The sequence below is a fragment of the Pseudomonas sp. R4-15 genome (assembly GCF_055768815.1).
Map to the genome: position 1 here is coordinate 1,891,224 of NZ_CM147293.1, position 25,698 is coordinate 1,916,921.

Genomic DNA, 25,698 nt, shown 5'->3' on the forward strand with positions numbered 1-25,698 from the left:
CGGGCCGCTCCGGCCTGCTACTTGCGGTGGGCGTGCTTGGGTAGGCGTACCACCAGGCTGTCCGAGTACATGTCGTGCCAGGTGCGCCGGCGCCTATCCCAAAGTGCCCAGAGAAAGCCTAGCCCGCACGGTAGCCAGGCGATGATCGACAGCAGGAAGCGCAGCAGTGCCTGCCACAGGTCGATGGCGCTGCCGTCGGCGTTCTGCACGCGAATGCTCCAGACCTGCATGCCCAGCGTCTGCCCGGTGTGGGTCCAGAACTTGGCAAAGAAACCGAACAGGGCAAACAGTGCCAGGGTCGCGAGGATCGGGTCGTGGTCCAGCGCGCCGCTCTCGGAAAGCTGCAGCAGGCGCTCGCTGCCGTAGATCAGGCGCAGGATGCCCTGCTGGTAGATCAGGGTGACCACCATGACCAGCGCGATGCACAGCAGGAAGTCGTAGAACATCGCCGCCAGGCGGCGGGGTAGGGTGGCGGTGGGGAAATCCCCCTGGGGCTGCAGTAGAGGCTTGGACATGGGGTATCCGGCTGGAACGGCGGGCGCTCATTGTAGTGTGAGCGCCGAAGAAATCGCAGGCATAAAAAAACCCCGATGTTTCCATCGGGGTTTTTTCTGTCAGGCGACAGTGATCAGGCGAGAACCTGAACCTGATCGGCCTGCATGCCTTTCTGGCCCTGAACGGCGACGAAAGTCACCTTCTGGCCTTCTTTCAGGCTACGGAAGCCGGAACCTTCGATGGCACGGAAGTGCACGAACAGATCCGGACCGCTTTCGGGGGTGATGAAGCCGAAACCCTTCTCGTCGTTGAACCACTTGACGGTGCCGGTTTGACGATTCGACATGTCTTTTTCCTTGAAGCTTTGAGTTAATGGCCGTCCCTTGAATATTCAAGAGACCGGAGCTGGTTGCAGAGAGAAGGGAAGTCGAGCGGATGTAGCAAATCTTTTTGTGATCTACTGCAGGTTACGATTCAACAGCGACCCATGCAAACAGTTCAGGCACTCTACGCTAAGTCTCCGGCAATTGCCAACACCCTATTGATGTTGTTTCGCCGTTGGTCCGAGCGATAGGTCTTGGGAAGGGAGAAATGGTGCCCCGGGAGAGACTCGAACTCTCACGCTTATTAAGCGGCGGATTTTGAATCCGCTGCGTCTACCGATTCCGCCACCGAGGCAATGGCGGCGCAGTATAGGGAGGCCGGTGACGGCGGTCAATCCGGGGCGCGTGGTCAGTTTCACGCTTTTCCGCTAAGCTTCGCTCCCTTCGTTCGACGGCCTACCCATGCGTGTTTCCGATTTCAGTTTCGAGCTTCCCGAGTCCCTGATCGCCCGCCATCCGCTGGCCGAGCGCAGCGCCAGCCGTCTGCTGATGCTCGATGGGCCCAGCGGCGCGTTGAATCATGGGTGTTTTGCCGACCTGTTGTCGCGCCTGCAGCCCGGAGACCTGATGGTGTTCAACGACACCCGGGTGATTCCCGCGCGGCTGTTCGGGCGCAAGGCGTCCGGCGGGCAGTTGGAGATCCTCGTCGAGCGCATTCTCGATGAGCGTCGCGTACTGGCCCATGTGCGTTCGAGCAAATCTCCCAAACCGGGAACCCACTTGCAGATCGAGGGCGGTGGCGAGGCGAGCATGCTCGCGCGTCACGGCGCCCTGTTCGAGCTGGGTTTCGATGAGCCCGTGCTGGCGTTGCTCGATCGCTGTGGCCACATGCCGTTGCCTCCCTATATAGACAGGCCGGATGACGAGGCCGATCGCGAGCGTTACCAGACCGTCTACGCCAACCGTGCCGGTGCGGTCGCCGCGCCCACGGCCGGGCTGCATTTCGACGATGCGCTGCTCGCGGCGATTCGCGCCAAGGGTGTGGAGACCGCGTTCGTCACGCTGCATGTGGGGGCCGGGACCTTCCAGCCGGTGCGTGTGGAGCGCATCGAAGAGCATCACATGCACAGCGAGTGGCTCGAGGTGAGCCAGGCGGTGGTCGATGCGGTGGCGGCCTGTCGTGCCCGTGGTGGGCGCGTGGTGGCGGTCGGCACGACCAGCGTGCGTTCGTTGGAAAGTGCGGCGCGCGACGGTGAGTTACGGGCCTACAGCGGCGATACCGACATCTTCATCTTTCCCGGCTATCGCTTCCGCGTGGTGGACGCGCTGGTCACCAATTTCCATTTGCCCGAGTCCACCCTGCTGATGCTGGTGAGTGCCTTCGCCGGGTATCCGGAGGCGATGGCCGCCTATCGCGAGGCGGTGGCCGAGGGCTACCGCTTCTTCAGCTATGGCGACGCCATGTTCATCACCCGCAATCCCGCTCCGCGCGGCCCCGAGGAAACCCCATGAGCCATATGTCCTTCGAACTGCTAGCCACCGAGGGGCGTGCCCGCCGTGGTCGGTTGAGCTTCCCCCGTGGGGTGGTGGAAACGCCGGCCTTCATGCCGGTGGGGACCTACGGCACGGTCAAGGGCATGTTGCCCCGCGACATCGAGGCGGTCGGTGCGCAGATCATCCTCGGCAATACCTTCCACCTGTGGTTGCGTCCGGGCACCGAAGTGATCAGCAAGCTCGGTGACCTGCATGACTTCATGCAGTGGCAGGGGCCGATCCTCACCGATTCTGGCGGCTTCCAGGTGTTCAGCCTGGGCGCGATGCGCAAGATCAAGGAGGAGGGCGTCTACTTCGCCTCCCCGGTGGATGGCGCCAAGGTCTTCATGGGGCCGGAGGAGTCGATGGCGGTGCAGCGCGCGCTGGGCTCGGACATCGTGATGATCTTCGACGAGTGCACGCCCTACCCGGCCGACGAGGACGTCGCACGCCGCTCCATGGAGCTGTCGTTGCGCTGGGCCAAGCGCTCGAAGATCGCCCATGGCGACAATCCCTCCGCGCTGTTTGGCATCGTTCAGGGTGGCATGCACGAATCGCTGCGCATGCGCTCGCTGGAGGGCTTGAGCGAAATCGGCTTCGATGGTCTGGCGATCGGAGGCCTGTCGGTCGGTGAGCCCAAGGAAGAGATGATCCGCGTGCTCGATTTCCTGCCGCAGCAGATGCCCGCGGACAAGCCGCGCTACCTGATGGGCGTGGGCAAGCCGGAGGATATCGTCGAGGGCGTGCGCCGCGGCGTGGACATGTTCGATTGCGTGATGCCAACGCGTAACGCGCGCAACGGGCACCTGTTCACCGCCGAGGGCGTGGTGAAGATTCGCAACGCGGTGCATCGCCATGACGAATCACCGCTGGAGAGGGATTGCGACTGTTACACCTGCAAACATTTCTCCCGCGCCTACCTGCATCATCTGGACAAATGCGGCGAAATGCTGGGCAGCATGTTGAATACAATCCACAACTTGCGTCATTACCAGCGCCTGATGGCTGGTTTGCGCGAGGCAATCCAACAGGGTAAATTGGCCGCCTTCGTCGATGCCTTCTATGCCCGTCGCGGGCTGCCGACACCCCCTCTGGACTGATTTCCTTCCTTCTATTAAGTACGCAACAGGAGTTGCCAACATGAGCTTTCTGATCCCCGCCGCCTACGCCGACGCCGCTGCGCCTGGCGCCCCCGCCGGCAGCGGTTTCGAGTGGGTGTTCCTGGTCGGTTTCCTGGTCATCTTCTATCTGATGATCTGGCGCCCCCAGGCCAAGCGCGCCAAGGAGCACAAGAACCTGCTCTCCGGCCTGCAGAAAGGCGATGAAGTCGTCACCTCTGGCGGTCTCGCCGGTCGCGTGACCAAGGTGGCCGACGACTTCGTGGTCGTCGAGGTCTCCGACAACGTGGAGCTGAAGTTCCAGAAGGCGGCTATCGCCGCCACCCTGCCCAAGGGCACGCTGAAGGCCATCTGAGGCCTGCAGCATTCTTCCGAACCAAGCGGGGCGCCCAGTGCGCCCCGTGTCTTGAGCGAGCGGTGACATGCTCAACAGATACCCTCTGTGGAAATACCTGCTGATCCTGGTAGTACTGGCGGTCGGCTTCATCTACTCCGCGCCCAACCTCTATCCCGACGACCCGGCCGTGCAGATCAGTGGTGCGAGCACCTCGCTGCAGGTCAGTCAGGCGGATCTGGACAAGGTGCGTACGGCACTCGAAGGCGCTGGCCTGGCGGTCAAGGCGACCGAACTGGGCGAGCAGGGCGGCAGTGCGCTGGTGCGCATGCAGCGTGCCGAAGACCAGTTGCCCGCCCAGGAGCTGGCGCGGCGTACCCTCGGTGACGACTACGTGGTGGCGCTGAACCTGGCGCAGACCACGCCCGCCTGGCTACGCGCCGTGGGTGCCAGCCCGATGAAACTGGGCCTGGACCTCTCCGGCGGTGTGCACTTCCTGCTCGAAGTGGACATGGAAAAGGCCGTCGACGCGCGCCTCAATGTCTACGAGAACGAGATCAAGACCTTGCTGCGCCGCGAGCGCATTCGTTATCGCAGCATGCCGCAGCAGGACAGCGCCATTCAGTTGGGCTTCGAGGATGCCGACGAACTCGGTCAGGCGCGTGCGAAGATCGCCGCCGAATACCGTGACTTCACCATCACCAGCGTCGAGCGTGATGGTCGTCAGGTGCTGCGCCTCGCGCTGACTCCGGCCAAGCTTACGGAAATCCGCGAATACTCGATCCAGCAGAACTTGACCACGGTGCGTAACCGCGTCAACGAACTGGGTGTGGCCGAGCCGTTGGTGCAGCGTCAGGGCGCCAATCGTATCGTCGTGGAGTTGCCTGGCGTGCAGGACACCGCCGAAGCCAAGCGCATTCTCGGCAAGACCGCCAACCTGGAGTTCCGCCTGGCCGCCGCCGCGGATGCACCGCGCGCGACCACCGAGTCCTTCGAGTTCCGCGAGCCGGGGCGTCCCGCCGTGCCGCTGGAACGCAGCGTGATCATCAACGGTGACCAGGTCACCGATGCTCAGGCAAGTTTCGACGAGAACGGCCGTCCGCAGGTGAACATTCGCCTCGATGGCCACGGCGGCGACCTGATGAACCGTGCCACGCGCAACAACGTTGGGCGCAGCATGGCCGTGGTGTTCATCGAGCAGAAGCCGATCACCCGTTACACCCGCAAGGTCGTCGACGGTGTCGAGAAAGAGGTCGCGGTTCCCGGTTTCGTCGAGGAGAAGCGCATCATCAGCCTGGCGACCATCCAGTCGGCGCTGGGTAACAGCTTCCGCATCACCGGCCTGAACGGTCCGGGCGAGTCCTCGGAATTGGCGCTGCTGCTGCGTGCCGGCGGCCTGGCCGCACCGATGTACTTCGCCGAAGAGCGCACCATCGGCCCGAGCCTGGGCGCGGAGAACATCCAGCTCGGCCTGCAAGCGGCGCTCTGGGGCTTCCTCCTGGTGGCCGTGTTCATCACCGCGATCTACCGCTTCTTCGGTCTGCTGGCCACCGTTGCGCTGTGTTTCAACATGGTGGTGTTGGTGGGGCTGATGTCGGCGATCGGTGCGACCCTGACCCTTCCGGGTATCGCCGGTATCGTGCTGACCATGGGGATGGCGGTGGACGCCAACGTGCTGATCTTCTCGCGTATCCGTGAGGAAATCGCCAACGGCATGTCCGTGCAGCGGGCGATCCACGAGGGCTTCGATCGGGCCTTCTCGGCGATCATCGATGGCAACCTGACCACGCTGTTGGTCGGCGCCATTCTCTTCGCCATGGGCACCGGGCCGGTCAAGGGCTTCGCCGTCACCCTGTCGTTGGGCATCATCACTTCGATGTTCACCGCCATCATCGTCACCCGCGGCATGGTCAACCTGATTTTCGGTGGCCGTGACATCAAGAAGCTGTGGATCTGAGGTAGCGCGATGAAACGTGTCATCAATTTCATGGGCATCCGCAATATCGCGTTTGCCTGCACGCTGCTGCTGACCGTGGTCTCGCTGGGCAGCCTCGCGATTCGCGGGCTGAACTTCGGCCTGGACTTCACCGGCGGTTCGTTGATCGAGCTGAGTTACGAGCAGCCGGTGGACCTCGAACAGGTGCGTACGCAACTGCGCGAGGCCGGCTTCGCCGACGCGATAGTGCAGAGCTTCGGCTCCACCACCGACATTCTCGTGCGCGTGCCGGGCGAGGATCAGCAGATGGGCGCGCGCGTAGCGGCGGCGCTCCAGCAGGGTGGTGCGCAGTTGAGCGTGCAGCGCAACGAGTTCGTCGGCCCTGCGGTCGGTGAGGAGCTGCGCGACCAGGGTGGCCTGGGCATGCTGGTGGCGCTTGGCGGCATCCTGTTGTACGTCGCCTTCCGCTTCCAGTGGAAGTTCGGTCTCGGTGCGGTGATCTCGCTGTTCCATGACGTCATTCTCACGCTGGGCGTGTTCTCGCTGTTCCAGATCCCCTTCGACCTGACGGTGCTTGCCGCGGTGCTGGCGATCATCGGTTACTCGCTCAACGACACCATCGTGGTCTTCGACCGGGTGCGTGAGAACTTCCGTGTGCTGCGCAAGGCCGAGCTGATCGAGAACATCAACATCTCGACCACCCAGACCCTGCTGCGTACCCTGGCGACTTCGATCTCGACCCTGTTGGCGATCCTGGCACTGATGATCTTCGGTGGCGAGAACCTCTGGGGCTTCTCGCTGGCGCTGTTTATCGGCGTGCTGGCCGGTACCTACTCGTCGGTGTACATCGCCAGCGTGGTACTGGTGTGGCTCAAGCTGACCCGCGAGGATCTGATTCCTCCGGTGGTCGAAGAGGCTGACGACCGCCCGTAAGCGCAGCGGGAACTTCCGCGCCTGACTTGCCGTCGAAGGATTCGAGTCGGTCCTTCGGGATCGTAACGGCAAGTCAGGAGATGCCCATGAACAAGTCCATGCTCGTCGGAACCGTGCTCGGCGCGGTGATCGTCACCGCCGGCGGCGCGGTGGCCTACAGTGTGGTCGACCGCAGCCCCGATCATGCGAAGGTGCTGGCGGTCGAGCCCGTCAAGGAAACCATCAAGACGCCGCGTGAAGTCTGCAAGGACGTCGCGGTCACCCGTCAGCGCCCGGTGCAGGACAGCAACCGTATTGCAGGCACCGCTATCGGTGCCATTGCAGGGGGCCTGCTCGGCAACCAGATCGGCGGCGGCACCGGCAAGAAGATCGCCACCGTGGCCGGCGCCGTCGGCGGTGGTTATGCCGGTAACCAGGTCCAGGGCCGCATGCAGGCCAACGACACCTACACCACCACCGAGACCCGTTGCAACACGGTCAACGAGACCAGCGAGAAAGTCGTCGGTTACGACGTCAAGTACGATCTCGATGGTCAGGTCGGCCAGGTGCGCATGGAGCGTGATCCGGGTTCGCAGATCCCGGTGCGCGACGGCCAGTTGGTGTTGAGCCAGCAGTAAGCGTTTCAGCGATGCAAAAAAAAAAAGCGCCCCTCGGGGCGCTTTTTTCGTTTCGCGCCGGGATCAGCGCTTGAGCGCTGCCGAGAGGTGCGGCTGGATCGCGGTAAGCACGGCTTTGAAGCACTTGGTGTTGCCGGCGACGATCTGGCCCTTCTCGAGGAATTCGTGGCTGCCGGAGAAGTCGCTGGTCAGGCCGCCGGCTTCCTGGATCAGCAGCGCGCCGGCTGCCATGTCCCATTCGGAGAGACCGAATTCCCAGAAGGCGTCGTAGCGACCGGCAGCCACGTAGGCCAGGTCCAGGCTGGCGGCGCCGGCGCGGCGGATGCCGGCGGTCTGGCCGACCAGGGAGCGAAACATGCCCAGGTAGTTGTCCAGGTTCTCCAACTGGCTTTCGCGGAACGGGAAGCCGGTGCCGAGCAGGGCGCCTTCGAGGCTCTTGCGCGGGCTGACGCGAATGCGGCGACCGTTGAGTGCGGCGCCACGGCCACGGCTGGCGGTGAATTCTTCCTGGCGCACCGGGTCCAGTACGACGGCGTGCTCGAGGCGACCGCGGTATTTGCAGGCGATGCTCACGGCGAAATGCGGGACGCCGCGCAGGAAGTTGGTGGTGCCGTCGAGCGGGTCGATGATCCACTGGTAATCGGCACCTTCGCCGCTACCCTCCAGTACGCCGCCTTCCTCGCCCAGGATGGCGTGGGTCGGGTAGGCCTTGCGCAGCGCGGTGACGATCTGCAGCTCTGCGGCGCGATCGACTTCGCTGACGTAGTCGTTGGCATCTTTTTCGTTGATGGCCAGTACGTCGAGGCGCTCGATGGAGCGCACGATCATTTCACCGGCGCTGCGGGCCGCGCGCAGCGCGATATTCAGCATGGGCTGCATGGAGGGTACCTGGGTCGTTAAAGAAAGCCGGCCATTCTAGCAGATGTCTGGCGACGTTGCGTCGTCCGCTCACCGGATGAATGGAGACTTCGCGATACCTTCGGTACTATTCCAGCCCTTCGTTAGCGGGAGAGTGGACGTGCTGGAAAACATACGCGTGGTGCTGGTGGGCACCAGCCACCCGGGCAACATCGGCGGCGCGGCGCGGGCCATGAAGAACATGGGCTTGTCGCGGCTGGTGCTGGTGGCGCCGGAGGAGTTCCCCAGCCCCAAGGCGCGGGCGCGAGCCTCGGGCGCGGACGACGTGCTCGATGCGGCGCAGGTGGTCGATACTCTGGAAGAGGCGCTCAGCGGCTGCAGCCTGGTGCTCGGCACCAGTGCCCGCGACCGGCGCATTCCCTGGCCGTTGCTGGATCCGCGCGAGTGCGGATCGACGACGCTCGAGCATGCTGCGAGCGGCGAGGTCGCGCTGGTCTTCGGGCGTGAGTACGCCGGACTGACCAACGACGAGTTGCAGCGCTGTCACTACCACGTACACATTCCCTCGGACCCTTCCTTTGGTTCGCTGAACCTTGCGGCCGCTGTCCAGGTGCTGGTCTACGAGGTGCGCATGGCGTGGCTCGCGGCGCAGGGCGAGCCGACCAAGAAGCCCAAGGTCGAAGCTACGGCGATGCTCGCCGAGCAGCCCTGTACCTTCGACGAGATGGAGTCCTACTTCGGCCATCTGGAGCAGGTGATGGTCGAGATCGGTTTTCTCGACCCGCAGAATCCCCGTCACCTGATGTCCAGGCTGCGGCGCTTGTACGGGCGCGCCAACGTCAGTCGACTGGAAATGAATATTCTGCGCGGCGTCCTTACCGAAACGCAGAAAACCATTCGCGGCGAACCCCACAAGCGGAGAGGTGATTGATGTTCGAGCGCATGCGAGAAGACATCCGGAGCGTGTTCCACCGCGATCCGGCGGCGCGCAATACCTTCGAGGTGCTCACCTGCTATCCCGGGCTGCAGGCGGTGTGGTTGCACCGTGTGGCCAATGGCCTGTGGCGCAACGAATGGAAGTGGCTGGCGCGTGCGGTCTCCAACTTCGGTCGCTGGCTGACCGGCATCGAAATCCATCCGGGGGCGACCATCGGCCGGCGCTTCTTCATCGACCATGGCATGGGCATCGTCATTGGCGAGACCGCCGAGATCGGCGACGACGTGACGCTCTACCAGGGGGTGACCCTGGGCGGCACCAGTTGGAACAAGGGCAAGCGCCATCCGACCCTGGAAGATGGCGTGGTGGTCGGTGCCGGTGCCAAGGTGTTGGGTCCGTTCACCGTCGGCGCGGGGGCCAAGGTCGGCTCCAATGCGGTGGTCACCAAGGCGGTGCCGGCCGGTGCCACGGTGGTCGGTATTCCCGGTCGCGTGATCGGCAAGCCCAGCGAAGAGGACGAGGCCAAGCGCCAGGCCATCGCGCAGAAGTACGGCTTCGATGCCTACGGCATCAGCGGTGACATGCCCGATCCGGTGGCGCGCGCGATTGGTCAACTGCTCGATCACCTGCAGGCGGTGGATGATCGCCTGGAGGGCATGTGCGGCGCACTGAAGGCGCTGGGCAGTGACTACTGCGCCAAGGAGCTCCCGGCGCTGCGCGAAGAGGACTTCGAGGACGTCAAGGAAGAGCCTCGGCGCTAGGAGGGCGGCAGGCGTGCCCGCACTGGCGCGCCGCTTCGCTTGGCGCTAAAATCCGAGGCCGCTCCGCATCTATGTCCTAGTGTTTTTGTGGGTCTTTTAGTTGACTCAAACACTCGGAAAAGGGATACTGCTCGCACTCCAGCGAACCCCATTGGTATCCAACCATGCGACTCACCACCAAAGGCCGCTACGCTGTCACCGCCATGCTCGACCTGGCGCTGCATGCGCAGAACGGTCCGGTTTCCCTGGCCGATATCTCCGAGCGGCAGGGCATTTCCCTGTCTTATCTCGAGCAGCTTTTCGCGAAACTTCGCCGCGGCGCACTGGTGACCAGCGTGCGAGGTCCCGGTGGCGGCTATCAGCTTTCCCGCGAGATGGGGCACATCCAGGTGGCCGAGGTCATCGATGCGGTGAACGAATCCGTCGACGCGACCCGCTGCCAGGGCGTGGGTGATTGCCATTCCGGTGACACCTGCCTCACCCATCACCTGTGGTGCGACCTCAGCGATCGCATTCACGAATTCCTCACGGGCATCAGCCTCGGGGATCTGGTCAAGCGTCGCGAGGTGCAGGAAGTCGCTTTGCGACAGGATAACCGCCGCCTCTGCGACAACGGGCGGACGTCACGCCTGGACAAGATACAAGCCTCTGCCATCGAGTGAGCGAGGCGCGGGCCGGAAGAGCCCGAACCTGATAGGAGAACCAGATGAAAACGCCGATCTACCTCGACTACTCCGCGACCACGCCGGTCGATCCCCGGGTGGCCAAGCTGATGTGCGACTGCCTGACCAACGAAGGCAACTTCGGCAACCCGGCATCGCGCTCTCACCTGTTCGGCTGGAAGGCCGAGGAAGCCGTCGAGAATGCGCGTCGCCAGGTCGCCGATCTGGTCAAGGCCGATCCGCGTGAAATCGTCTGGACCTCCGGCGCCACCGAGTCCGACAACCTGGCGATCAAGGGCGTCGCGCACTTCTACGCGAGCAAGGGCAAGCACATCATTACCTCGAAGATCGAGCACAAGGCGGTGCTGGACACCACTCGCCAGCTCGAGCGCGAGGGTTTCGAAGTCACCTATCTCGATCCGGGTGAAGACGGCATCATCACCCCGGAGATGGTCGAGGGCGAGTTGCGTGACGACACCATCCTGGTTTCGATCATGCACGTGAACAACGAGATCGGCACGATCAACGACATTGCTGCGATCGGCGAGCTGACTCGCTCGCGCGGCATCCTTTTCCATGTCGATGCGGCGCAGTCCACCGGCAAGGTCGAGATCGACCTGGAAAAGATGAAGGTCGACCTCATGTCCTTCTCCGCCCACAAGACCTACGGTCCCAAGGGCATCGGCGCGCTCTACGTGCGTCGCAAGCCGCGCGTGCGCCTGGAAGCGCAGATGCACGGTGGCGGCCATGAGCGCGGCATGCGTTCGGGCACCCTGGCGACCCACCAGATCGTCGGCATGGGCGAAGCCTTCCGCATCGCTCGCGAGGAGATGGTCAGCGAGAACGAGCGCCTGCTGGCGCTGCGCAACCGCTTCTTCGCCCAGCTCGAGGATCTCGAAGAACTTTACGTGAACGGTAGCCTGACCCAGCGTGTGCCGCACAACCTGAACCTGAGCTTCAACTACGTGGAAGGCGAGTCGCTGATCATGGCGCTCAAGGACCTTGCCGTATCGTCCGGTTCGGCCTGTACTTCGGCCTCCCTGGAACCTTCCTACGTGCTGCGCGCCCTGGGCCGCAATGACGAGCTGGCGCACAGTTCGATCCGCTTCACCTTCGGCCGCTTCAGCACCGAGGAGGAGATCGACTTCGCCGCACAGAACGTGCGCGAGGCGGTGGTCAAGCTGCGCGCGCTCTCGCCGCTGTGGGACATGTACAAAGATGGCGTCGACCTGTCCCAGGTCGAATGGCAGGCGCACTGAGAATCGCGTCGCCGGCACCGTGATAAGAGAGGAAAGACACCATGGCATACAGTGACAAGGTCATCGACCACTACGAAAACCCGCGCAACGTCGGCAAGCTCGACGCCGCCGATCCGGACGTCGGTACCGGCATGGTCGGCGCGCCCGCCTGCGGTGACGTGATGCGCCTGCAGATCAAGGTCAACGAGCAGGGCGTCATCGAAGACGCCAAGTTCAAGACCTACGGCTGCGGCTCCGCGATCGCTTCCAGCTCCCTGGCCACCGAGTGGATGAAGGGCAAGACCCTGGATGAGGCTGCGGCGATCAAGAACACCACCATCGCCGAAGAGCTGGCTCTGCCGCCGGTGAAGATTCACTGCTCGGTACTCGCCGAAGACGCTATCAAAGCAGCGGTGCGTGACTACAAGCAGAAGAAAGGCTTGGCTGAGTAAGGAGGCACGTATGGCCATCAGCATGACCGAAGCAGCCGCACGCCATGTGCAGCGCTCCCTCGACGGGCGCGGCAAGGGCGAGGGCATTCGCCTGGGCGTGCGTACCACCGGGTGTTCCGGCTTGGCCTACGTTCTGGAGTTCGTCGACGAGCCGATCGCCGAGGATCTGGTGTTCGAAACCAGCGGCGTGAAGCTGTTCATCGATCCCAAGAGCCTCGCCTACCTCGACGGTACCGAGCTGGACTTCACCCGCGAGGGGCTCAACGAAGGCTTCAAGTTCAACAACCCGAACGTGCGTGGCGAATGCGGCTGCGGCGAAAGCTTCAACGTCTGAGGCCTTTCCGTGGGACCTTGCCACTTTGCCCTGTTCGACCTGCAGCCCAGCTATCGCCTGGACCTGAATCAGCTCGCCGAGCGTTACCGCGCCCTGGCGCGTAGCGTCCATCCGGATCGCTTCGCCGATGCGCCGGAACGTGAGCGGCGTCTGGCGCTGGAAAAGGCCGCGGAGTTGAACGAGGCCTATCAGGTGTTGAAGAATCCGCCGCAGCGCGCGCGCTATCTGCTGGCGCTCAAGGGCCGTGAAGTGCCCTTGGAAGCCACGGTGCAGGACCCGGAATTCCTCCTGCAGCAGATGCAGTGGCGCGAAGAGCTCGAGGACTTGCAGGACGAAGCGGATCTGGCCGGCGTGGCGCACTTCAAGAAGCGTCTGAAGACCGCCCAGGAAGCCCTCGGCGAAGCCTTTGCCGACTGCTGGGACGATTCCGCGCAGCACGCCGAAGCCGAGCGTCTGATGCGCCGCATGCAGTTCCTCGACAAGCTTTCCCAAGAGGTGCGGCAGCTCGAAGAGCGCCTCGACGACTAACCCGGCGCTGCCGTTGACGGCGGCGCCCGAGATGCAGGCAGTCATGGCTTTACTACAGATCGCCGAACCCGGCCAAGCACCCCGGCCGCATCAGCGCCGCCTGGCGGTGGGTATCGACCTGGGCACTACTAATTCGCTCGTCGCCAGCGTGCTCAGTGGCGTCGCCGAAACCCTCGCCGACGCCGATGGCGCGGTCATCCTGCCGTCCGCGGTGCGCTACGGCACCGATGCCGTGGTGGTGGGGGAGGCCGCTCGCCAGGCCGCGGCGAGTGACCCGCTGAACAGTATCATTTCCGTCAAGCGGCTGATGGGCCGTGGTTTGGCCGACGTTCGCCAGCTCGGCGAGCAGTTGCCCTATCGCTTCGTCGCGGGCGATTCGCAGATGCCCTTCATCGACACCGTGCAGGGCCCGAAGAGCCCGGTCGAGGTATCCGCGGAGATTCTCCGCAGCCTGCGCCAGCGCGCCGAGGCGCGCCTGGGTGGCGAGCTGGTCGGCGCGGTGATCACCGTGCCGGCGTACTTCGACGATGCCCAGCGCCAGGCCACCAAGGATGCCGCGCGGCTCGCCGGACTCAACGTGCTGCGCCTGCTCAACGAGCCCACCGCGGCGGCGGTGGCCTACGGTCTCGATCAGCAGGCCGAAGGCCTGGTGGCGATCTACGACCTGGGTGGCGGCACCTTCGACATTTCCATCCTGCGGCTCTCCCAGGGCGTTTTCGAAGTGCTTGCCACCGGCGGCGACAGCGCCCTGGGTGGCGACGATTTCGACCATGCCCTCGCGGCCTGGATCATTGAGCAGGCCGGACTTTCCGATGATCTGGACCCGTCTGCCCAGCGTCGTCTGCTGCAGGCTGCCTGCGCGGCCAAGGAGGCGCTCAGCGCCCAGCCGGCGGTCGTCGTCGAGTACGGCGAATGGCGCGGCGAGCTGGAACGCACGACCTTCGACGCCCTCATCGAGCCGCTCCTGGCGCGTAGCCTGAAGGCTTGCCGTCGCGCGCTGCGTGATGCCAGCGTGGAGGTCGAGGAGATCGCTGCGGTGGTCATGGTTGGCGGCTCGACCCGAGTGCCGCGCGTGCGCGAGGCAGTGGGCGGACTGTTCGGCTGCCAGCCGCTGACGGATATCGACCCGGACCGGGTGGTTGCCATTGGCGCGGCGCTGCAGGCCGATCAGTTGGCCGGCAACCGTCGCGAGGGTGGCGACCTGCTGCTGCTGGATGTCATTCCGCTGTCGCTGGGCCTGGAAACCATGGGCGGGCTGATGGAGAAGGTCATCCCGCGCAACACCACCATTCCGGTGGCGCGTGGGCAGGAATTCACCACCTATCGCGATGGCCAGACGGCGATGATGATCCATGTCCTACAGGGCGAGCGCGAGCTGGTCGCCGACTGCCGTTCGCTGGCGCGCTTCGAGCTGCGCGGGATTCCGCCGATGGTCGCTGGCGCGGCGAAGATCCGCGTGACCTTCCAGGTCGACGCGGACGGCTTGCTCGGGGTTTCCGCCCGCGAACTGTCCTCGGGCGTCGAGGCGAACATCGAGGTCAAGCCGTCCTACGGTCTGTCCGATGGCGAGATCGCGCGTATGCTGCAGGACTCTTTCAGCCATGCCGGCGACGACAAGGCTGCTCGCGTGCTGCGGGAGCAGCAGGTGGAGGCGCGGCGCCTGCTGGAGGCGGTGGATTCTGCCCTGGCCGCCGACGGCGAGCGTCTGCTCGATGCCGAAGAGCGCCTGGCCATCGACGCGGTGGCCGATGAACTGCGCGGACTGCTGGACGGCGAGGACGCCGCTGCCCTGGAGCAGCAGGTCCGGCGCCTGAGCCAGATCACCGATGCCTTTGCCGCCCGCCGGCTGGATTCCACGGTCAAGGCCGCCCTGGCTGGCCGTCGCCTGAACGAAATCGAGGATTGATCCCAAGATGCCGCAAATCGTATTCCTGCCCCACGCCGAGCATTGCCCGGAGGGCGCGGTGGTCGAAGCCGAAGCCGGCGAGACCATCATCGACGCTGCGCTGCGCAATGGCATCGAGATCGAGCATGCCTGCGAGATGTCTTGTGCCTGCACCACCTGCCACGTGATCGTGCGCGAGGGCTTCACCTCCCTGGAAGCCTCCGACGAACTCGAGGACGACATGCTCGACAAGGCCTGGGGTCTGGAGCCGGAGTCGCGGTTGTCCTGCCAGGCGGTAGTCGGTGACAAGGACCTGACGGTGGAGATTCCCCGTTACACCATCAACCAGGTTTCCGAGCGCCACTGACATGAGTCTGAAATGGGTCGATGTGCTGGAAATCGCCATCCAGCTCGCTGAGCGGCATCCCGACGTGGATCCGCGCTACCTCAACTTCGTCCAGCTGCAGCGCTGGGTGCTGGAGCTTCCGGAGTTCTCCGACGACGCCTCGCGCGGCGGCGAGAAGGTCCTCGAGGCCATCCAGGCGGCCTGGATCGAAGAGGCCGACTGAGGGCGCCGGCGGCTGCCGGCTTTCCGTTCCCGCAAACCCGCGTATAATCCGCGGGTTTGATCCATCTGTTATTGCAAAACCCTGCCTTTTCTGGAGTGATTCATGGCTGTCGAACGTACCCTTTCCATCATCAAGCCGGATGCCGTTTCCAAGAACGTCGTCGGCGAAATCATCTCCCGCTTCGAGAAGGCCGGCCTGAACGTCGTGGCTGCGAAGATGGTGCAGCTGTCCGCTCGTGAAGCCGGCGGTTTCTACGCCGAGCACAAAGAGCGCCCCTTCTTCAAGGACCTGGTTTCCTTCATGACCTCCGGCCCGGTGCTGGTTCAGGTTCTGGAAGGCGAAAACGCCATCGCCAAGAACCGTGAGCTGATGGGCGCCACCGATCCGAAGAAAGCCGACGCCGGTACCATCCGCGCCGACTTCGCCGTCTCCATCGACGAGAATGCCGTGCACGGTTCGGATTCCGAAGCGTCCGCCGCTCGCGAAATCGCTTACTTCTTCGCCGCGACCGAAGTCTGCGAGCGCATTCGCTAAGCGTTGCCGTACTGGGTGAATACCATGAGCACCACCGCCACCAAGACCAACCTGCTGGGGCTGACCCAGCCGCAGATGGAGCAATTCTTCGACTCGATCGGGGAAAAGCGCTTCCGTGCCGGCCAGGTGATGAAGTGGATTCACCACTTTGGCGTCGATGACTTCGACGCCATGAGCAACCTCGGCAAGGCCCTGCGCGAAAAGCTCAAGGCCTGCGCCGAGGTTCGCGGCCCGGAGATCGTCAGCCAGGACATCTCCAGCGACGGCACCCGCAAGTGGGTGGTGCGTGTCGCTTCGGGCAGTTGCGTGGAAACCGTGTACATCCCGCAGAACGGCCGTGGCACGCTGTGCGTGTCCTCCCAGGCCGGTTGTGCGCTGGATTGCAGTTTCTGCTCCACGGGCAAGCAAGGCTTCAACAGCGACCTTACCGCTGCCGAGATCATCGGCCAGGTATGGCTCGCCAACAAATCCTTCGGTACCGTCCCGGCCAAGATCGATCGCGCCATCACCAACGTGGTGATGATGGGCATGGGCGAGCCGTTGCTGAATTTCGATAACGTCCTCGCCGCCATGACGCTGATGATGGACGACCTGGGCTACGGTATTTCCAAGCGCAAGGTGACCCTGTCCACCTCCGGCGTGGCGCCGATGATCGACAAGCTCGGCGAAGTCACCGACGTGGCCCTGGCGCTGTCGCTGCACGCGCCGAACGATGAGCTGCGCAACCAGTTGGTGCCGATCAACCGCAAGTATCCGCTGGCGGTCGTACTGGATGCCTGCAAGCGCTACATCGATCGCCTCGGCGACAAGCGCTACCTGACCATCGAGTACACGCTGCTCAAGGGTGTCAACGACCTGCCCGAGCATGCCCAGCAGATGATCGAGCTGCTTGCCAACGTCCCCTGCAAGATCAACCTGATCCCCTTCAATCCGTTCCCGCACTCCGGTTACGAGCGGCCCAGCAACAACGCCATCCGCCGCTTCCAGGAGCTGTTGCACAAGGCCGGGCATAATGTCACCGTGCGTACCACCCGTGGCGACGACATCGATGCGGCCTGTGGACAACTGGTCGGCAAGGTCGACGATCGTACCCGGCGTAGCGAACGCTACATTGCCGTGCGCCAGCTGGCCGCCGAGCCCAGCGCACCGCTCGCCGCCGGGCGTAACTGATCGGAGGACCCACATGACCTTGCGCCAAGCGCTGCTCGCCTGCTTCATCGGCCTGACGGCTGCCTGCGTATCGACCGGTCATGTGGACCCGCTGAAGACCGAAAAGGGCCGTAACGCGGCCCGTGATGCCTACGTCCAGCTCGGCTTGGGCTACCTGCAGCAGGGCAACACCGAAGCGGCCAAGACGCCGTTGAAGAACGCCCTCGACATCGAGCCGGACAATGCCGACGCACATGCCGCTCTCGCCCTGGTGTTCCAGGCGCAGATGGAGCCCGCACTGGCCGATCAGCACTATCGCAAGGCGCTCGCTGCACGGCCGGGGGACGCTCGCATCCTCAATAACTACGGCAGCTTCCTGTTCGAACAGAAGGACTACGAGAAAGCCCTGCAGCGCTTCCACGAGGCTGCTGAGGACACCCTCTACGCCGAGCGTTCGCGGGTCTTTCTCAACATGGGCATGACCGCCCTGGCCCTGGGCCGCAAGCAGGAGGCGCGCGAATACCTGCAGCGCGCCCTGCGCCTGGACTCACGACAGCCTCAAGCGCTGCTGGAAATGGCCAAGCTTTCTTACGAGGCGCGTGAATACGTGCCTGCACGCAATTACTACGTCGGTTTCCTCAACCTGTCCGAGCAGAATGCCGCCAGCCTGTTGCTGGGCATACAGCTGGCCACGGTCTTCGAGGACCGCGACACCGCGGCCAGCTACGCGCTGCAGCTCAAGCGCCTCTATCCGGCCTCGCGGGAATACCAGGCTTATCTTTCGGAGCATCGATGAAAACGCCGCTCAACGAATCCGTCACGGCGACGCGCGCCAACCCCGGTGACACACTGCGCCAAGCCCGCGAGGAGCGTGGCTGGAGCCTCTCCCAGGTGGCCACGCAACTGAACTTGACCCAGCAGGCCTTGACCCAGCTGGAGGCGGGTGCCTTCGAGAAATTACCCGGGCATACCTTCGCCCGTGGCTACATTCGCGCCTATGCCAAGTTGATGGGCATGGACCAGGCGCAGTTGGTCACCGCCTTTGACCAATACACCGGTACCGACGCCAGCGGCAGCTCCGTGCATAGCCTCGGGCGTATCGAAGAACCCATGCGCCTGTCCCAGGGCATCCTGCGTGCGGTCAGCTTCCTGTTGCTGCTGGCCCTGGGCATCGCTGGCTTCTTCTGGTGGCAGGAGCATGGCGACTGGTCCGAGCTGGTGCAGGACAACCCGATCGAGCATGTCGAGGTCGAGGGTGCGGACGGCACCACGCAGATCCATCCGCTGGACGTTCCCGACAATACGTCCGAGCAGGCTGCCGATATCCAACTGCCGTTGGGCAACGCTATCCCGGATGCCAACGCCTTGGGCGGAACCCCGCCGGGCGCCGCTGCCCCCGAGGCCGCCGCGCAGGCACCCGCCAGCGAGGCCAGTCCCGCTGCGCCGGGCAACGCCGAGGCTCCCGCCGCCGCCAGCGACAGCGCGCCCAGCGCTCCGCCCGCTGCTGCCGGTGCGGTGCCCTCCGAGCCGAGCGAAGAGCCCGCTGCAGAAGCGCTCGCCGCGGGCCAGGGTCGCTTGAACATCCGTTTCAGCGCCGATTGCTGGGTACAGGTCACCGATGCCGATGGCAAGGTGCTGGTCAGCGCCCTGCGGCGCGCCGGTCAGGACCTGGACCTCACCGCCAAGGCGCCACTCGAACTGCGGCTGGGCTACGTGCGTGGCGTACAGGTGCGCTTCAATGGCGAGCCGGTGGACGTCGCCGCCTCGGCACGTGGCGAGACCGCACGAATCACCCTGGGCGGCTGACGCAGCGCGTACGGCCCCCATCACAGGATTTTTCCCATGCATAGCGAGTCACCGATCAAGCGCCGCGCCTCCCGCAAGATCTGGGTTGGCCAGGTCCCGGTGGGCGGCGATGCGCCCATCGCGGTGCAGAGCATGACCAACACTGAAACCTGCGACGTCGACGCCACCGTGGCGCAGATCCGTCGCCTGGAAGACGCGGGCGCGGATATCGTGCGCGTCTCGGTGCCGGACATGGATGCCGCCGAAGCCTTCGGTCGCATCAAGCAACAGGTGCGTGTGCCGCTGGTGGCGGACATCCACTTCGACTACAGGATCGCCCTGCGCGTAGCCGAGCTGGGCGTCGATTGCCTGCGCATCAATCCCGGCAACATCGGTCGTGAGGACCGCGTCAAGGCCGTGGTCGATGCCGCCCGTGACAAGGGCATCCCGATCCGCATCGGCGTCAACGCCGGCTCGCTGGAAAAGGACCTGCAGAAGAAGTACGGCGAGCCGACGCCCGAGGCGCTGCTGGAATCCGCGATGCGCCATGTCGACTACCTGGAGAAGCTCGACTTCCAGGACTTCAAGGTCAGCGTCAAGGCCTCCGACGTGTTCATGGCGGTGGCGGCCTACCGTCTGCTCGCCTCGCGCATCGAGCAGCCGCTGCACCTGGGCATCACCGAAGCCGGTGGCTTGCGCTCGGGCACCGTGAAGTCCGCCGTGGGCCTGGGCATGCTGCTTGCCGAGGGCATTGGCGATACCATCCGCATTTCCCTCGCCGCGGACCCGGTGGAGGAAATCAAGGTAGGCTTCGACATCCTCAAGTCGTTGCGTCTGCGCTCGCGGGGCATCAACTTCATCGCCTGCCCGAGTTGCTCGCGACAGAACTTCGACGTGGTCAAGACCATGAACGAGCTCGAGGCCCGCGTCGAGGACCTGCTGGTGCCGCTGGACGTGGCTGTGATCGGCTGCGTGGTCAACGGCCCCGGCGAAGCCAAGGAAGCGCAGATCGGTCTGACCGGGGGCACCCCGAACAACCTGGTGTACATCGACGGCAAGCCGGCGCAGAAACTCAACAACGAAAACCTGGTGGACGAGCTGGAACAGCTGATCCGCCGCAAGGCGGCCGAAAAGGCCGAAGCCGACGCCGCGCTGATCGCGCGTGGCTGACAAGGAATAGCACTTGAGCAAGACCCTGCAAGCCATCCGTGGCATGAACGACATCCTGCCGGAGCAGACTCCGCTCTGGCGTTATTTCGAGGACAGCGTCGCGCGCCTGCTCGACGGTTATGGCTACCGGCAGATCCGCATGCCGATCGTTGAGTTCACCGAGCTGTTCAAGCGCTCCATCGGCGAAGTCACCGATATCGTCGAGAAGGAGATGTATACCTTCGAGGACCGCAATGGCGATTCGCTGACGCTGCGCCCCGAAGGCACCGCCGCCTGCGTGCGCGCCGTGCTCGAGCATGGCCTGACCGGTGGCGGCCAGGCGCAGAAACTCTGGTACATCGGCCCCATGTTCCGTCACGAGCGTCCGCAGAAAGGGCGCTACCGGCAGTTCCACCAGATCGGCCTGGAGGTATTCAACCTCGAGGGGCCTGACGTGGACGCCGAGTTGATCGTGCTGACCTGGCGTCTCTGGGGGCTGCTCGGCATCCGTGATTCGGTGACCCTGGAGCTCAACAGCCTGGGCACCGCCGAGGCGCGCGCGCGTTATCGCGAGGCGCTGGTGGAATACCTGTCGGCGCGCGCCGATGGCCTCGACGAGGACAGCAAGCGCCGCCTGACCAGCAACCCGCTGCGGGTGCTCGACAGCAAGGTGCCGGAAACCCAGGCGCTGCTGGTCGACGCACCGAAGCTGGCCGACTATCTGGACGAAGAGTCGCGCGTGCACTTCGAGGGCCTCAAGGCGCGTCTCGAAGCGGCCGGCGTGCCCTACGTGGTGAATCCCAAGCTGGTGCGCGGGTTGGACTACTACAGCAAGACCGTCTTCGAGTGGGTAACCAGCGAACTGGGCGCCCAGGGCACCGTGTGCGCCGGTGGACGCTACGATGGCCTGGTCGAGCAGATGGGCGGCAAGCCGACCCCGGGTGTGGGTTTCGCCATGGGCATCGAGCGCCTGGTGCTGCTGCTCGAGACGCTCGGCAAGGTGCCCGACGCGTTGGCGCGCCAGGTCGATGTCTACCTCTGCGCCTTCGGCGAAGCGGCGGAGATCAAGGCTCTGGCCCTGGCCGAGTCGCTGCGCGATGCACTGCCGGGCCTGCGCCTGGTGGTGAATGCCGGTGCTGGCAGCTTCAAGAGCCAGTTCAAGAAGGCCGACAAGAGCGGCGCGCTGCTGGCACTGATTCTCGGCGACGACGAACTGGCGGCCGGCAATGTCGGCATCAAGCCGCTGCGCGGCGACGGCGAACAGGCCAGCGTGGCCTGGGACGCATTGGCTTCGGTCCTCGGGCAACGCCTGGCCGGTGCCGGACTGACGAGCGATAAGGAGTGATGCGGTGAGCGAAGAAGAAAACGTCGCAGCGTTGAAGGATTGGTGGCAGCGCAACGGTAAGCCGGTGACTGCCGGCGTAGTCATCGCGCTGGTGGGCGTGCTCGGCTGGCAAGGCTGGCAGCGTTACCAGGAGAATCGCAACCAGGCGGCTTCGGCGGTCTACCAGCAGATGCTCGAAGCCTCCTTCAATGCCTCCGGCAAGGCCGATGCCGCGCGCATCAGCGACCTCAACAGTACCCTGCAGGACGAGTACGCCGGCAGCCGTTACGCACAGTTGGCCGGCCTGCTGGCGGCCAAGGTCGCGGTGGACGCCAATCAGCTCGACGACGCCGCCGCGCAGCTGCGCCGAGTGCTGGATGCCGCCAAGGAGCCGAGCATCGCCGAAATGGCGCGCCAGCGCCTGGCGCAGGTGCTGGCTGCACAGGACAAGGCCGAGGAAGGCCTGGCGCTGATCGACGGCGACGCGCCCAGCGAAGCCTTGAGCGCCAGCCGCGAGGAGTTGCGCGGCGACCTGCTGGTGCAATTGCAGCGACGCGACGAAGCGCTCGCCGCCTACGAGAAGGCCATGGCCTCTCTCCACGAGGATGCCGCTCGCGGCAGCCTGCAGATGAAGCTGGATGACCTGGCCAAAGGGGATGCCTGAAGTGAGCCGTTGGAAATACGCCGCAATGCTGGCCCTCGCCGCGCTGATCGCCGGGTGCAGCAGCAACAGCAAGAAAGAACAGCCGCCTGCCGAGCTGGTGAAGTTCGAGCCCGAGGTGACCCTCCAGGAGAACTGGAGTCGCTCCATTGGCGAAGGCCAGGGCGACATCTGGAACACCCTGCGTCCGGCCGTGCTGGGCGACACCATCTACGCCGTCGACGACGAGGGCCTGCTGGTCGCCATGGACCGCTTCAGCGGTGACGTGAAGTGGCGCAAGGAACTCGACGAGCCGGTTTCCGGCGGCGTCGGTGCGGACTTCGGCATGCTCATGCTCGGCACCCTCAAGGGCGACGTGATCGTCCTCGACGCCGACACCGGGGAAGAGCGCTGGCGCGCCCGGGTCACCAGCGAGGTGCTGTCGGCCCCCGCGACCAACGGTGACGTGGTGGTGGTGCAGACCCAGGACGATCGCCTGATCGGCCTGGAGGCGAGCACCGGCAAGCAGCGCTGGATCTACGACAATTCGCCGGCTGTGCTGACCCTGCGTGGCACCAGCAGCCCGATAGTGACCAACCAACTGGCGGTGGCCGGCCTGTCCAGCGGCCGGGTCATCGCCGTGGACACCCAGCGCGGCCTGCCGATCTGGGACCAGCGCGTGGCGATCCCGCAGGGCCGTTCGGAACTCGATCGCATGGTCGACATCGACGGTAGCCTGCTGCTCTCAGGCGGCACCCTCTACGTGGTCAGCTACCAAGGGCGCGTGGCCGCGCTGGAACTCAACAGCGGGCGCATCCTCTGGCAGCGCGACGCGTCCAGCTACGTGGGTCTGGCCCAGGGTTTCGGCAGCGTCTACCTGAGCCTCGACAGCGGATCGGTGGAGGCCATCGACGAGCGTTCGGTGTCCACCCAGTGGAGCAACGATCAGTTGGCGCGCCGCCAGCTTTCGGCACCGGCGGTGTTCTCCAGCTACCTGGTTGTCGGTGACCTGGAAGGTTACCTGCACCTGCTGTCGCAGGTGGACGGTCGCTTCGTCGCGCGGATTCGCGGTGACCATGATGGCCAGCGCGTCGCACCGCTGGTCGTCGGTGACTGGATCTATGCCTATGGCAATGGTGGCGAGCTGGTCGCACTGACCCTCAAGTAGCCCGCTTCCGCGCCTATACTGTCGGCCGCTGCCCCTTGGCAGCGGCCGTCGCGTTTTATGGATTCCAACGGAGGAGCCACATGGTTCCGGTTATCGCCCTCGTGGGCCGCCCCAACGTCGGCAAGTCGACGTTGTTCAATCGCCTGACCAAGACCCGTGACGCCATCGTCGCCGAGTACGCCGGTCTGACCCGCGATCGCCAGTACGGCGAGGCCAGGTGGCAGGGGCGGACCTATATCGTCATCGACACCGGCGGCATCTCCGGCGACGAGGAGGGCATCGATGCGAAGATGGCCGAGCAGTCGCTGCAGGCTATCGAAGAAGCCGATGCGGTGTTCTTCATGGTCGACGCCCGAGCCGGGCTGACCGCCGGCGACCAGATGATCGCCGAACACCTGCGCAAGCGGAACAAGAGCGCCTTCCTGGTCGCCAACAAGGTCGACACCGTCGATCCGGACATCGCCCGCGCCGAGTTCAGCCCGATGGGGCTGGGCGACGCCGTGCCGATCGCTGCGGCTCATGGGCGCGGTATCAACCCGCTGCTGGAGCAGGCCCTCGGACACGTCCCGCGTGACGACGCCGAAGCCGAGGTCGTAGAAGGCGAGGAAGGCGCCGCCGAGGTGGTCGCCGAGGGCCAGGAGCCCAAGCGAATTCCCGGCCCGAGCGAGAAGGACGGCATCAAGATCGCCATCATCGGTCGTCCCAACGTCGGCAAGTCGACGCTGGTCAACCGCATGCTCGGCGAAGAGCGGGTGATCGTCTACGACCAGGCCGGCACCACCCGCGACAGCATCTACATTCCCTTCGAGCGCGACGAGGAGAAGTACACGCTGATCGACACCGCTGGCGTGCGTCGTCGCGGCAAGATCTTCGAGGCCGTGGAGAAGTTCTCCGTGGTCAAGACGCTGCAGGCGATCCAGGACGCCAACGTGGTGATCTTCGTGATGGACGCCCGTGAAGGGGTGGTCGAACACGACCTCAACCTGCTCGGCTTCGTCATCGAATCCGGCCGTGCCCTGGTCATCGCGCTGAACAAGTGGGACGGCATGGAAGCGTCCGAGCGCGACTACGTGAAGACCGAACTGCAGCGCCGGCTGATGTTCGCCGACTACGCCGACATCCACTTCATCTCCGCGCTGCACGGCACCGGCGTCGGCCACCTGTATCGCTCGGTGCAGGACGCCTTCCGCTCGGCGGTGACGCGCTGGCCGACCAGCCGCCTGACGCAGATCCTCACCGACGCGGTGCAGGAGCACCAGCCGCCGATGGTCAATGGCCGGCGCATCAAGCTGCGCTACGCGCACCTGGGCGGCGCCAACCCGCCGCTGATCGTGATCCACGGTAACCAGGTGGAGTCGGTTCCCAAGTCCTACACGCGCTTCCTGGAGAACACCTACCGACGCGTGCTCAAGCTGGTCGGCACGCCGATCCGAATCGAGTACAAGGGGGGCGACAACCCCTTCGAGGGCAAGGTGAACAAGCTCACCGACCGCCAGGTGAACCGCAAGCGGCGGCTGATGAGCCACCACAAGAAGGCCGAGAAGAAACGTCGCGACAAGAAGCGCTGACGCAAAAAGAAGCCCCGCTCGTGCGGGGCTTCTTTTTGCGTGCGGTCAGGCGTCTTCGTCGAGGGATTGGTCCATGTCCAGTGCTGGCTGCTCGTGACGGGGCTTGCCCGCCTGGCGTGCCGGGTTGCCGACCACCGTGGTGTGCGCCTGCACCGGGTGCAGCACGATGCTGCCGGCGCCGACCTTGGCGCCTTCGCCGATCTCGATATTGCCGAGGATCTTCGCTCCGGCGCCGATCATCACGCCGCTGCGCACCTTCGGGTGGCGGTCGCCGCATTCCTTGCCGGTGCCGCCGAGGGTCACGCCTTGCAGGATCGATACGTCGTCTTCAATCACCGCGGTTTCGCCGATGACGATGCCGGTGCCGTGGTCGAGCATGATGCCGGTGCCGATCCGGCTGGCCGGGTTGATGTCGATGCCCAGACGTTCGTTGCAGCGTGCCTGGATGTACAGCGCCAGCAGGCGCTGGCCGTTGCCGAGCAGCCGATGGGCGATGCGGTAGGCCTGCAGCGCCAGAAACCCCTTGGAGAAGAGAAACACTTCCAGTTCGTTGGCGAAGGCCGGGTCACGGTTCACGGTGGCGAGCAGGTCGAGGGCGGCTTCTTCCGCCAGGGTGTGATGTTGCCGATGAAGCTCGCCAAAGTGCTCGGCCAACAGGGCGACCTGGGTCGTGCTGCCGGTCAGGCTCAGTGCGATGCGCTGGGAAAGGGCTGAGCCGAAGTCACCCGGCTCAAGCAGTGTTTCCTGTAGCACCTCGGCGAGGGCCGGTTCGCTGCTCAGCGCGCATTCGGCCTGCTCGCGCAGTTGCGACCAGATTTGAAACAGGCAGGAAGGGCTGGGCATGCTAGGCGTCCTGAAAATGCAGGGC

Annotated in this window: 29 protein-coding genes and 1 tRNA gene; 25 read left to right on the forward strand and 5 right to left on the reverse strand. The window is 64.7% G+C overall.

The window, feature by feature from the left end; translation table 11 throughout:
- Positions 1-17: 17 nt before the first annotated feature.
- The 3 genes from ACYRGX_RS08990 to ACYRGX_RS09000 form a co-directional block, all read right to left on the reverse strand.
- Entirely contained in the window at positions 18-515 is a 498-nt protein-coding gene (locus ACYRGX_RS08990) for an RDD family protein (RefSeq protein WP_473056219.1), read from the reverse strand.
- A 113-nt stretch (positions 516-628) separates the two neighbouring features.
- A complete protein-coding gene (locus tag ACYRGX_RS08995; protein ID WP_473056220.1) occupies positions 629-841 on the reverse strand; it encodes a cold-shock protein in 213 nt (70 codons plus the stop codon).
- Positions 842-1,087: 246 nt separating this feature from the next.
- Positions 1,088-1,173 (reverse strand) — tRNA-Leu (locus ACYRGX_RS09000).
- Between the two features lie 107 nt (positions 1,174-1,280).
- Between ACYRGX_RS09000 and queA the strand changes: the two genes are divergently transcribed.
- From queA to ACYRGX_RS09030, 6 genes are all read left to right on the forward strand, one after another.
- The gene (queA, locus tag ACYRGX_RS09005; protein ID WP_473056221.1) at positions 1,281-2,330 is read left to right on the forward strand and encodes a tRNA preQ1(34) S-adenosylmethionine ribosyltransferase-isomerase QueA; all 1,050 of its coding nucleotides are present in this window, start codon (positions 1,281-1,283) and stop codon (positions 2,328-2,330) included.
- A 5-nt stretch (positions 2,331-2,335) separates the two neighbouring features.
- The gene (gene tgt, locus ACYRGX_RS09010) at positions 2,336-3,451 is read left to right on the forward strand and encodes a tRNA guanosine(34) transglycosylase Tgt (RefSeq protein ID WP_473056661.1); all 1,116 of its coding nucleotides are present in this window, start codon (positions 2,336-2,338) and stop codon (positions 3,449-3,451) included.
- A gap of 40 nt (positions 3,452-3,491) precedes the next feature.
- Positions 3,492-3,824 (forward strand): preprotein translocase subunit YajC, encoded by a 333-nt coding sequence (gene yajC / locus ACYRGX_RS09015; protein WP_473056222.1) that lies wholly within the window; start codon positions 3,492-3,494, stop codon positions 3,822-3,824.
- A 67-nt stretch (positions 3,825-3,891) separates the two neighbouring features.
- The gene (gene secD, locus ACYRGX_RS09020; RefSeq protein ID WP_473056223.1) at positions 3,892-5,760 is read left to right on the forward strand and encodes a protein translocase subunit SecD; all 1,869 of its coding nucleotides are present in this window, start codon (positions 3,892-3,894) and stop codon (positions 5,758-5,760) included.
- A gap of 9 nt (positions 5,761-5,769) precedes the next feature.
- Complete coding sequence (gene secF / locus ACYRGX_RS09025) at positions 5,770-6,672, forward strand: protein translocase subunit SecF (protein ID WP_473056224.1); 903 nt, start codon at positions 5,770-5,772, stop codon at positions 6,670-6,672.
- 86 nt (positions 6,673-6,758) lie between these two features.
- Complete coding sequence (locus ACYRGX_RS09030) at positions 6,759-7,289, forward strand: glycine zipper 2TM domain-containing protein (RefSeq protein WP_473056225.1); 531 nt, start codon at positions 6,759-6,761, stop codon at positions 7,287-7,289.
- 63 nt (positions 7,290-7,352) lie between these two features.
- Here the strand turns inward: ACYRGX_RS09030 and suhB are convergent, their stop codons facing one another.
- Positions 7,353-8,168 carry a type III secretion system regulator SuhB gene (suhB, locus tag ACYRGX_RS09035; RefSeq protein WP_473056226.1) on the reverse strand — a complete coding sequence of 272 codons (816 nt, stop codon included), beginning with the start codon at positions 8,166-8,168 and terminating at the stop codon, positions 7,353-7,355.
- Positions 8,169-8,307: 139 nt separating this feature from the next.
- Between suhB and trmJ the strand changes: the two genes are divergently transcribed.
- From trmJ to der, 19 genes are all read left to right on the forward strand, one after another.
- Positions 8,308-9,078 (forward strand): tRNA (cytosine(32)/uridine(32)-2'-O)-methyltransferase TrmJ, encoded by a 771-nt coding sequence (gene trmJ, locus ACYRGX_RS09040; RefSeq protein WP_473056227.1) that lies wholly within the window; start codon positions 8,308-8,310, stop codon positions 9,076-9,078.
- Positions 9,078-9,845: a serine O-acetyltransferase gene (gene cysE / locus ACYRGX_RS09045; protein ID WP_473056228.1), complete on the forward strand. Its 768-nt coding sequence runs from the start codon at positions 9,078-9,080 to the stop codon at positions 9,843-9,845. The genes trmJ and cysE (ACYRGX_RS09045) overlap by 1 nt, the downstream gene beginning before the upstream one ends.
- A gap of 164 nt (positions 9,846-10,009) precedes the next feature.
- Positions 10,010-10,507, forward strand: a complete 498-nt coding sequence (gene iscR, locus ACYRGX_RS09050) for a Fe-S cluster assembly transcriptional regulator IscR (protein WP_473056229.1) — start codon at positions 10,010-10,012, stop codon at positions 10,505-10,507.
- 44 nt (positions 10,508-10,551) lie between these two features.
- Complete coding sequence (locus ACYRGX_RS09055) at positions 10,552-11,766, forward strand: IscS subfamily cysteine desulfurase (RefSeq protein WP_473056230.1); 1,215 nt, start codon at positions 10,552-10,554, stop codon at positions 11,764-11,766.
- A 41-nt stretch (positions 11,767-11,807) separates the two neighbouring features.
- Entirely contained in the window at positions 11,808-12,197 is a 390-nt protein-coding gene (iscU, locus tag ACYRGX_RS09060; RefSeq protein WP_473056231.1) for a Fe-S cluster assembly scaffold IscU, read from the forward strand.
- A gap of 10 nt (positions 12,198-12,207) precedes the next feature.
- Positions 12,208-12,531: an iron-sulfur cluster assembly protein IscA gene (gene iscA / locus ACYRGX_RS09065; RefSeq protein WP_473056232.1), complete on the forward strand. Its 324-nt coding sequence runs from the start codon at positions 12,208-12,210 to the stop codon at positions 12,529-12,531.
- Between the two features lie 9 nt (positions 12,532-12,540).
- On the forward strand, positions 12,541-13,059 hold the full coding sequence (gene hscB, locus ACYRGX_RS09070) for a co-chaperone HscB (protein WP_473056233.1): 519 nt from the start codon (positions 12,541-12,543) through the stop codon (positions 13,057-13,059).
- Between the two features lie 43 nt (positions 13,060-13,102).
- Positions 13,103-14,965, forward strand: coding sequence for a Fe-S protein assembly chaperone HscA (hscA, locus tag ACYRGX_RS09075; protein WP_473056234.1), 1,863 nt, complete (start codon positions 13,103-13,105; stop codon positions 14,963-14,965).
- A 7-nt stretch (positions 14,966-14,972) separates the two neighbouring features.
- Positions 14,973-15,311 carry an ISC system 2Fe-2S type ferredoxin gene (gene fdx, locus ACYRGX_RS09080; protein ID WP_473056235.1) on the forward strand — a complete coding sequence of 113 codons (339 nt, stop codon included), beginning with the start codon at positions 14,973-14,975 and terminating at the stop codon, positions 15,309-15,311.
- A 1-nt stretch (position 15,312) separates the two neighbouring features.
- Positions 15,313-15,513, forward strand: a complete 201-nt coding sequence (gene iscX, locus ACYRGX_RS09085; RefSeq protein ID WP_473056236.1) for a Fe-S cluster assembly protein IscX — start codon at positions 15,313-15,315, stop codon at positions 15,511-15,513.
- A gap of 102 nt (positions 15,514-15,615) precedes the next feature.
- Complete coding sequence (gene ndk, locus ACYRGX_RS09090; protein ID WP_473056237.1) at positions 15,616-16,047, forward strand: nucleoside-diphosphate kinase; 432 nt, start codon at positions 15,616-15,618, stop codon at positions 16,045-16,047.
- Between the two features lie 24 nt (positions 16,048-16,071).
- The gene (gene rlmN / locus ACYRGX_RS09095; RefSeq protein WP_473056238.1) at positions 16,072-17,217 is read left to right on the forward strand and encodes a dual-specificity RNA methyltransferase RlmN; all 1,146 of its coding nucleotides are present in this window, start codon (positions 16,072-16,074) and stop codon (positions 17,215-17,217) included.
- Between the two features lie 13 nt (positions 17,218-17,230).
- Positions 17,231-17,992 (forward strand): type IV pilus biogenesis/stability protein PilW, encoded by a 762-nt coding sequence (pilW, locus tag ACYRGX_RS09100; protein ID WP_473056239.1) that lies wholly within the window; start codon positions 17,231-17,233, stop codon positions 17,990-17,992.
- Positions 17,989-19,002 carry a RodZ domain-containing protein gene (locus tag ACYRGX_RS09105; protein WP_473056240.1) on the forward strand — a complete coding sequence of 338 codons (1,014 nt, stop codon included), beginning with the start codon at positions 17,989-17,991 and terminating at the stop codon, positions 19,000-19,002. Before pilW ends, ACYRGX_RS09105 begins: the two co-directional genes overlap by 4 nt.
- A 36-nt stretch (positions 19,003-19,038) precedes the next feature.
- Positions 19,039-20,151: a flavodoxin-dependent (E)-4-hydroxy-3-methylbut-2-enyl-diphosphate synthase gene (gene ispG, locus ACYRGX_RS09110; protein ID WP_473056241.1), complete on the forward strand. Its 1,113-nt coding sequence runs from the start codon at positions 19,039-19,041 to the stop codon at positions 20,149-20,151.
- A 13-nt stretch (positions 20,152-20,164) separates the two neighbouring features.
- Positions 20,165-21,475 (forward strand): histidine--tRNA ligase, encoded by a 1,311-nt coding sequence (gene hisS / locus ACYRGX_RS09115; protein WP_473056242.1) that lies wholly within the window; start codon positions 20,165-20,167, stop codon positions 21,473-21,475.
- A 4-nt stretch (positions 21,476-21,479) separates the two neighbouring features.
- A complete protein-coding gene (locus ACYRGX_RS09120) occupies positions 21,480-22,118 on the forward strand; it encodes a YfgM family protein (protein ID WP_473056243.1) in 639 nt (212 codons plus the stop codon).
- On the forward strand, positions 22,111-23,262 hold the full coding sequence (gene bamB / locus ACYRGX_RS09125) for an outer membrane protein assembly factor BamB (RefSeq protein WP_473056662.1): 1,152 nt from the start codon (positions 22,111-22,113) through the stop codon (positions 23,260-23,262). The genes ACYRGX_RS09120 and bamB overlap by 8 nt, the downstream gene beginning before the upstream one ends.
- Positions 23,263-23,342: 80 nt before the next feature.
- On the forward strand, positions 23,343-24,830 hold the full coding sequence (gene der, locus ACYRGX_RS09130; protein WP_473056244.1) for a ribosome biogenesis GTPase Der: 1,488 nt from the start codon (positions 23,343-23,345) through the stop codon (positions 24,828-24,830).
- Between the two features lie 45 nt (positions 24,831-24,875).
- On the opposite strand, the gene cysE (ACYRGX_RS09135) is transcribed toward der, so the two are convergent.
- Positions 24,876-25,673 carry a serine O-acetyltransferase gene (gene cysE, locus ACYRGX_RS09135; RefSeq protein ID WP_473056245.1) on the reverse strand — a complete coding sequence of 266 codons (798 nt, stop codon included), beginning with the start codon at positions 25,671-25,673 and terminating at the stop codon, positions 24,876-24,878.
- Positions 25,674-25,698: the final 25 nt, after the last annotated feature.

Bases quoted from the DNA above. Each gene is read 5' to 3' on its own strand.
- secD (WP_473056223.1), top strand. From the start codon at position 3,892: ATGCTCAACAGATACCCTCTGTGGAAATACCTGCTGATCCTGGTAGTA.
- pilW (WP_473056239.1), top strand. From the start codon at position 17,231: ATGACCTTGCGCCAAGCGCTGCTCGCCTGCTTCATCGGCCTGACGGCT.
- ACYRGX_RS08990 (WP_473056219.1), bottom strand. From the start codon at position 515: ATGTCCAAGCCTCTACTGCAGCCCCAGGGGGATTTCCCCACCGCCACC.
- ndk (WP_473056237.1), top strand. From the start codon at position 15,616: ATGGCTGTCGAACGTACCCTTTCCATCATCAAGCCGGATGCCGTTTCC.
- ACYRGX_RS08995 (WP_473056220.1), bottom strand. From the start codon at position 841: ATGTCGAATCGTCAAACCGGCACCGTCAAGTGGTTCAACGACGAGAAG.
- der (WP_473056244.1), top strand. From the start codon at position 23,343: ATGGTTCCGGTTATCGCCCTCGTGGGCCGCCCCAACGTCGGCAAGTCG.
- suhB (WP_473056226.1), bottom strand. From the start codon at position 8,168: ATGCAGCCCATGCTGAATATCGCGCTGCGCGCGGCCCGCAGCGCCGGT.
- iscX (WP_473056236.1), top strand. From the start codon at position 15,313: ATGAGTCTGAAATGGGTCGATGTGCTGGAAATCGCCATCCAGCTCGCT.
- iscU (WP_473056231.1), top strand. From the start codon at position 11,808: ATGGCATACAGTGACAAGGTCATCGACCACTACGAAAACCCGCGCAAC.
- ACYRGX_RS09055 (WP_473056230.1), top strand. From the start codon at position 10,552: ATGAAAACGCCGATCTACCTCGACTACTCCGCGACCACGCCGGTCGAT.
- queA (WP_473056221.1), top strand. From the start codon at position 1,281: ATGCGTGTTTCCGATTTCAGTTTCGAGCTTCCCGAGTCCCTGATCGCC.
- ACYRGX_RS09105 (WP_473056240.1), top strand. From the start codon at position 17,989: ATGAAAACGCCGCTCAACGAATCCGTCACGGCGACGCGCGCCAACCCC.
- fdx (WP_473056235.1), top strand. From the start codon at position 14,973: ATGCCGCAAATCGTATTCCTGCCCCACGCCGAGCATTGCCCGGAGGGC.
- ACYRGX_RS09030 (WP_473056225.1), top strand. From the start codon at position 6,759: ATGAACAAGTCCATGCTCGTCGGAACCGTGCTCGGCGCGGTGATCGTC.
- ispG (WP_473056241.1), top strand. From the start codon at position 19,039: ATGCATAGCGAGTCACCGATCAAGCGCCGCGCCTCCCGCAAGATCTGG.
- bamB (WP_473056662.1), top strand. From the start codon at position 22,111: ATGCCTGAAGTGAGCCGTTGGAAATACGCCGCAATGCTGGCCCTCGCC.
- secF (WP_473056224.1), top strand. From the start codon at position 5,770: ATGAAACGTGTCATCAATTTCATGGGCATCCGCAATATCGCGTTTGCC.
- tgt (WP_473056661.1), top strand. From the start codon at position 2,336: ATGTCCTTCGAACTGCTAGCCACCGAGGGGCGTGCCCGCCGTGGTCGG.
- iscR (WP_473056229.1), top strand. From the start codon at position 10,010: ATGCGACTCACCACCAAAGGCCGCTACGCTGTCACCGCCATGCTCGAC.
- iscA (WP_473056232.1), top strand. From the start codon at position 12,208: ATGGCCATCAGCATGACCGAAGCAGCCGCACGCCATGTGCAGCGCTCC.
- yajC (WP_473056222.1), top strand. From the start codon at position 3,492: ATGAGCTTTCTGATCCCCGCCGCCTACGCCGACGCCGCTGCGCCTGGC.
- hscA (WP_473056234.1), top strand. From the start codon at position 13,103: ATGGCTTTACTACAGATCGCCGAACCCGGCCAAGCACCCCGGCCGCAT.
- cysE (WP_473056228.1), top strand. From the start codon at position 9,078: ATGTTCGAGCGCATGCGAGAAGACATCCGGAGCGTGTTCCACCGCGAT.
- cysE (WP_473056245.1), bottom strand. From the start codon at position 25,673: ATGCCCAGCCCTTCCTGCCTGTTTCAAATCTGGTCGCAACTGCGCGAG.
- rlmN (WP_473056238.1), top strand. From the start codon at position 16,072: ATGAGCACCACCGCCACCAAGACCAACCTGCTGGGGCTGACCCAGCCG.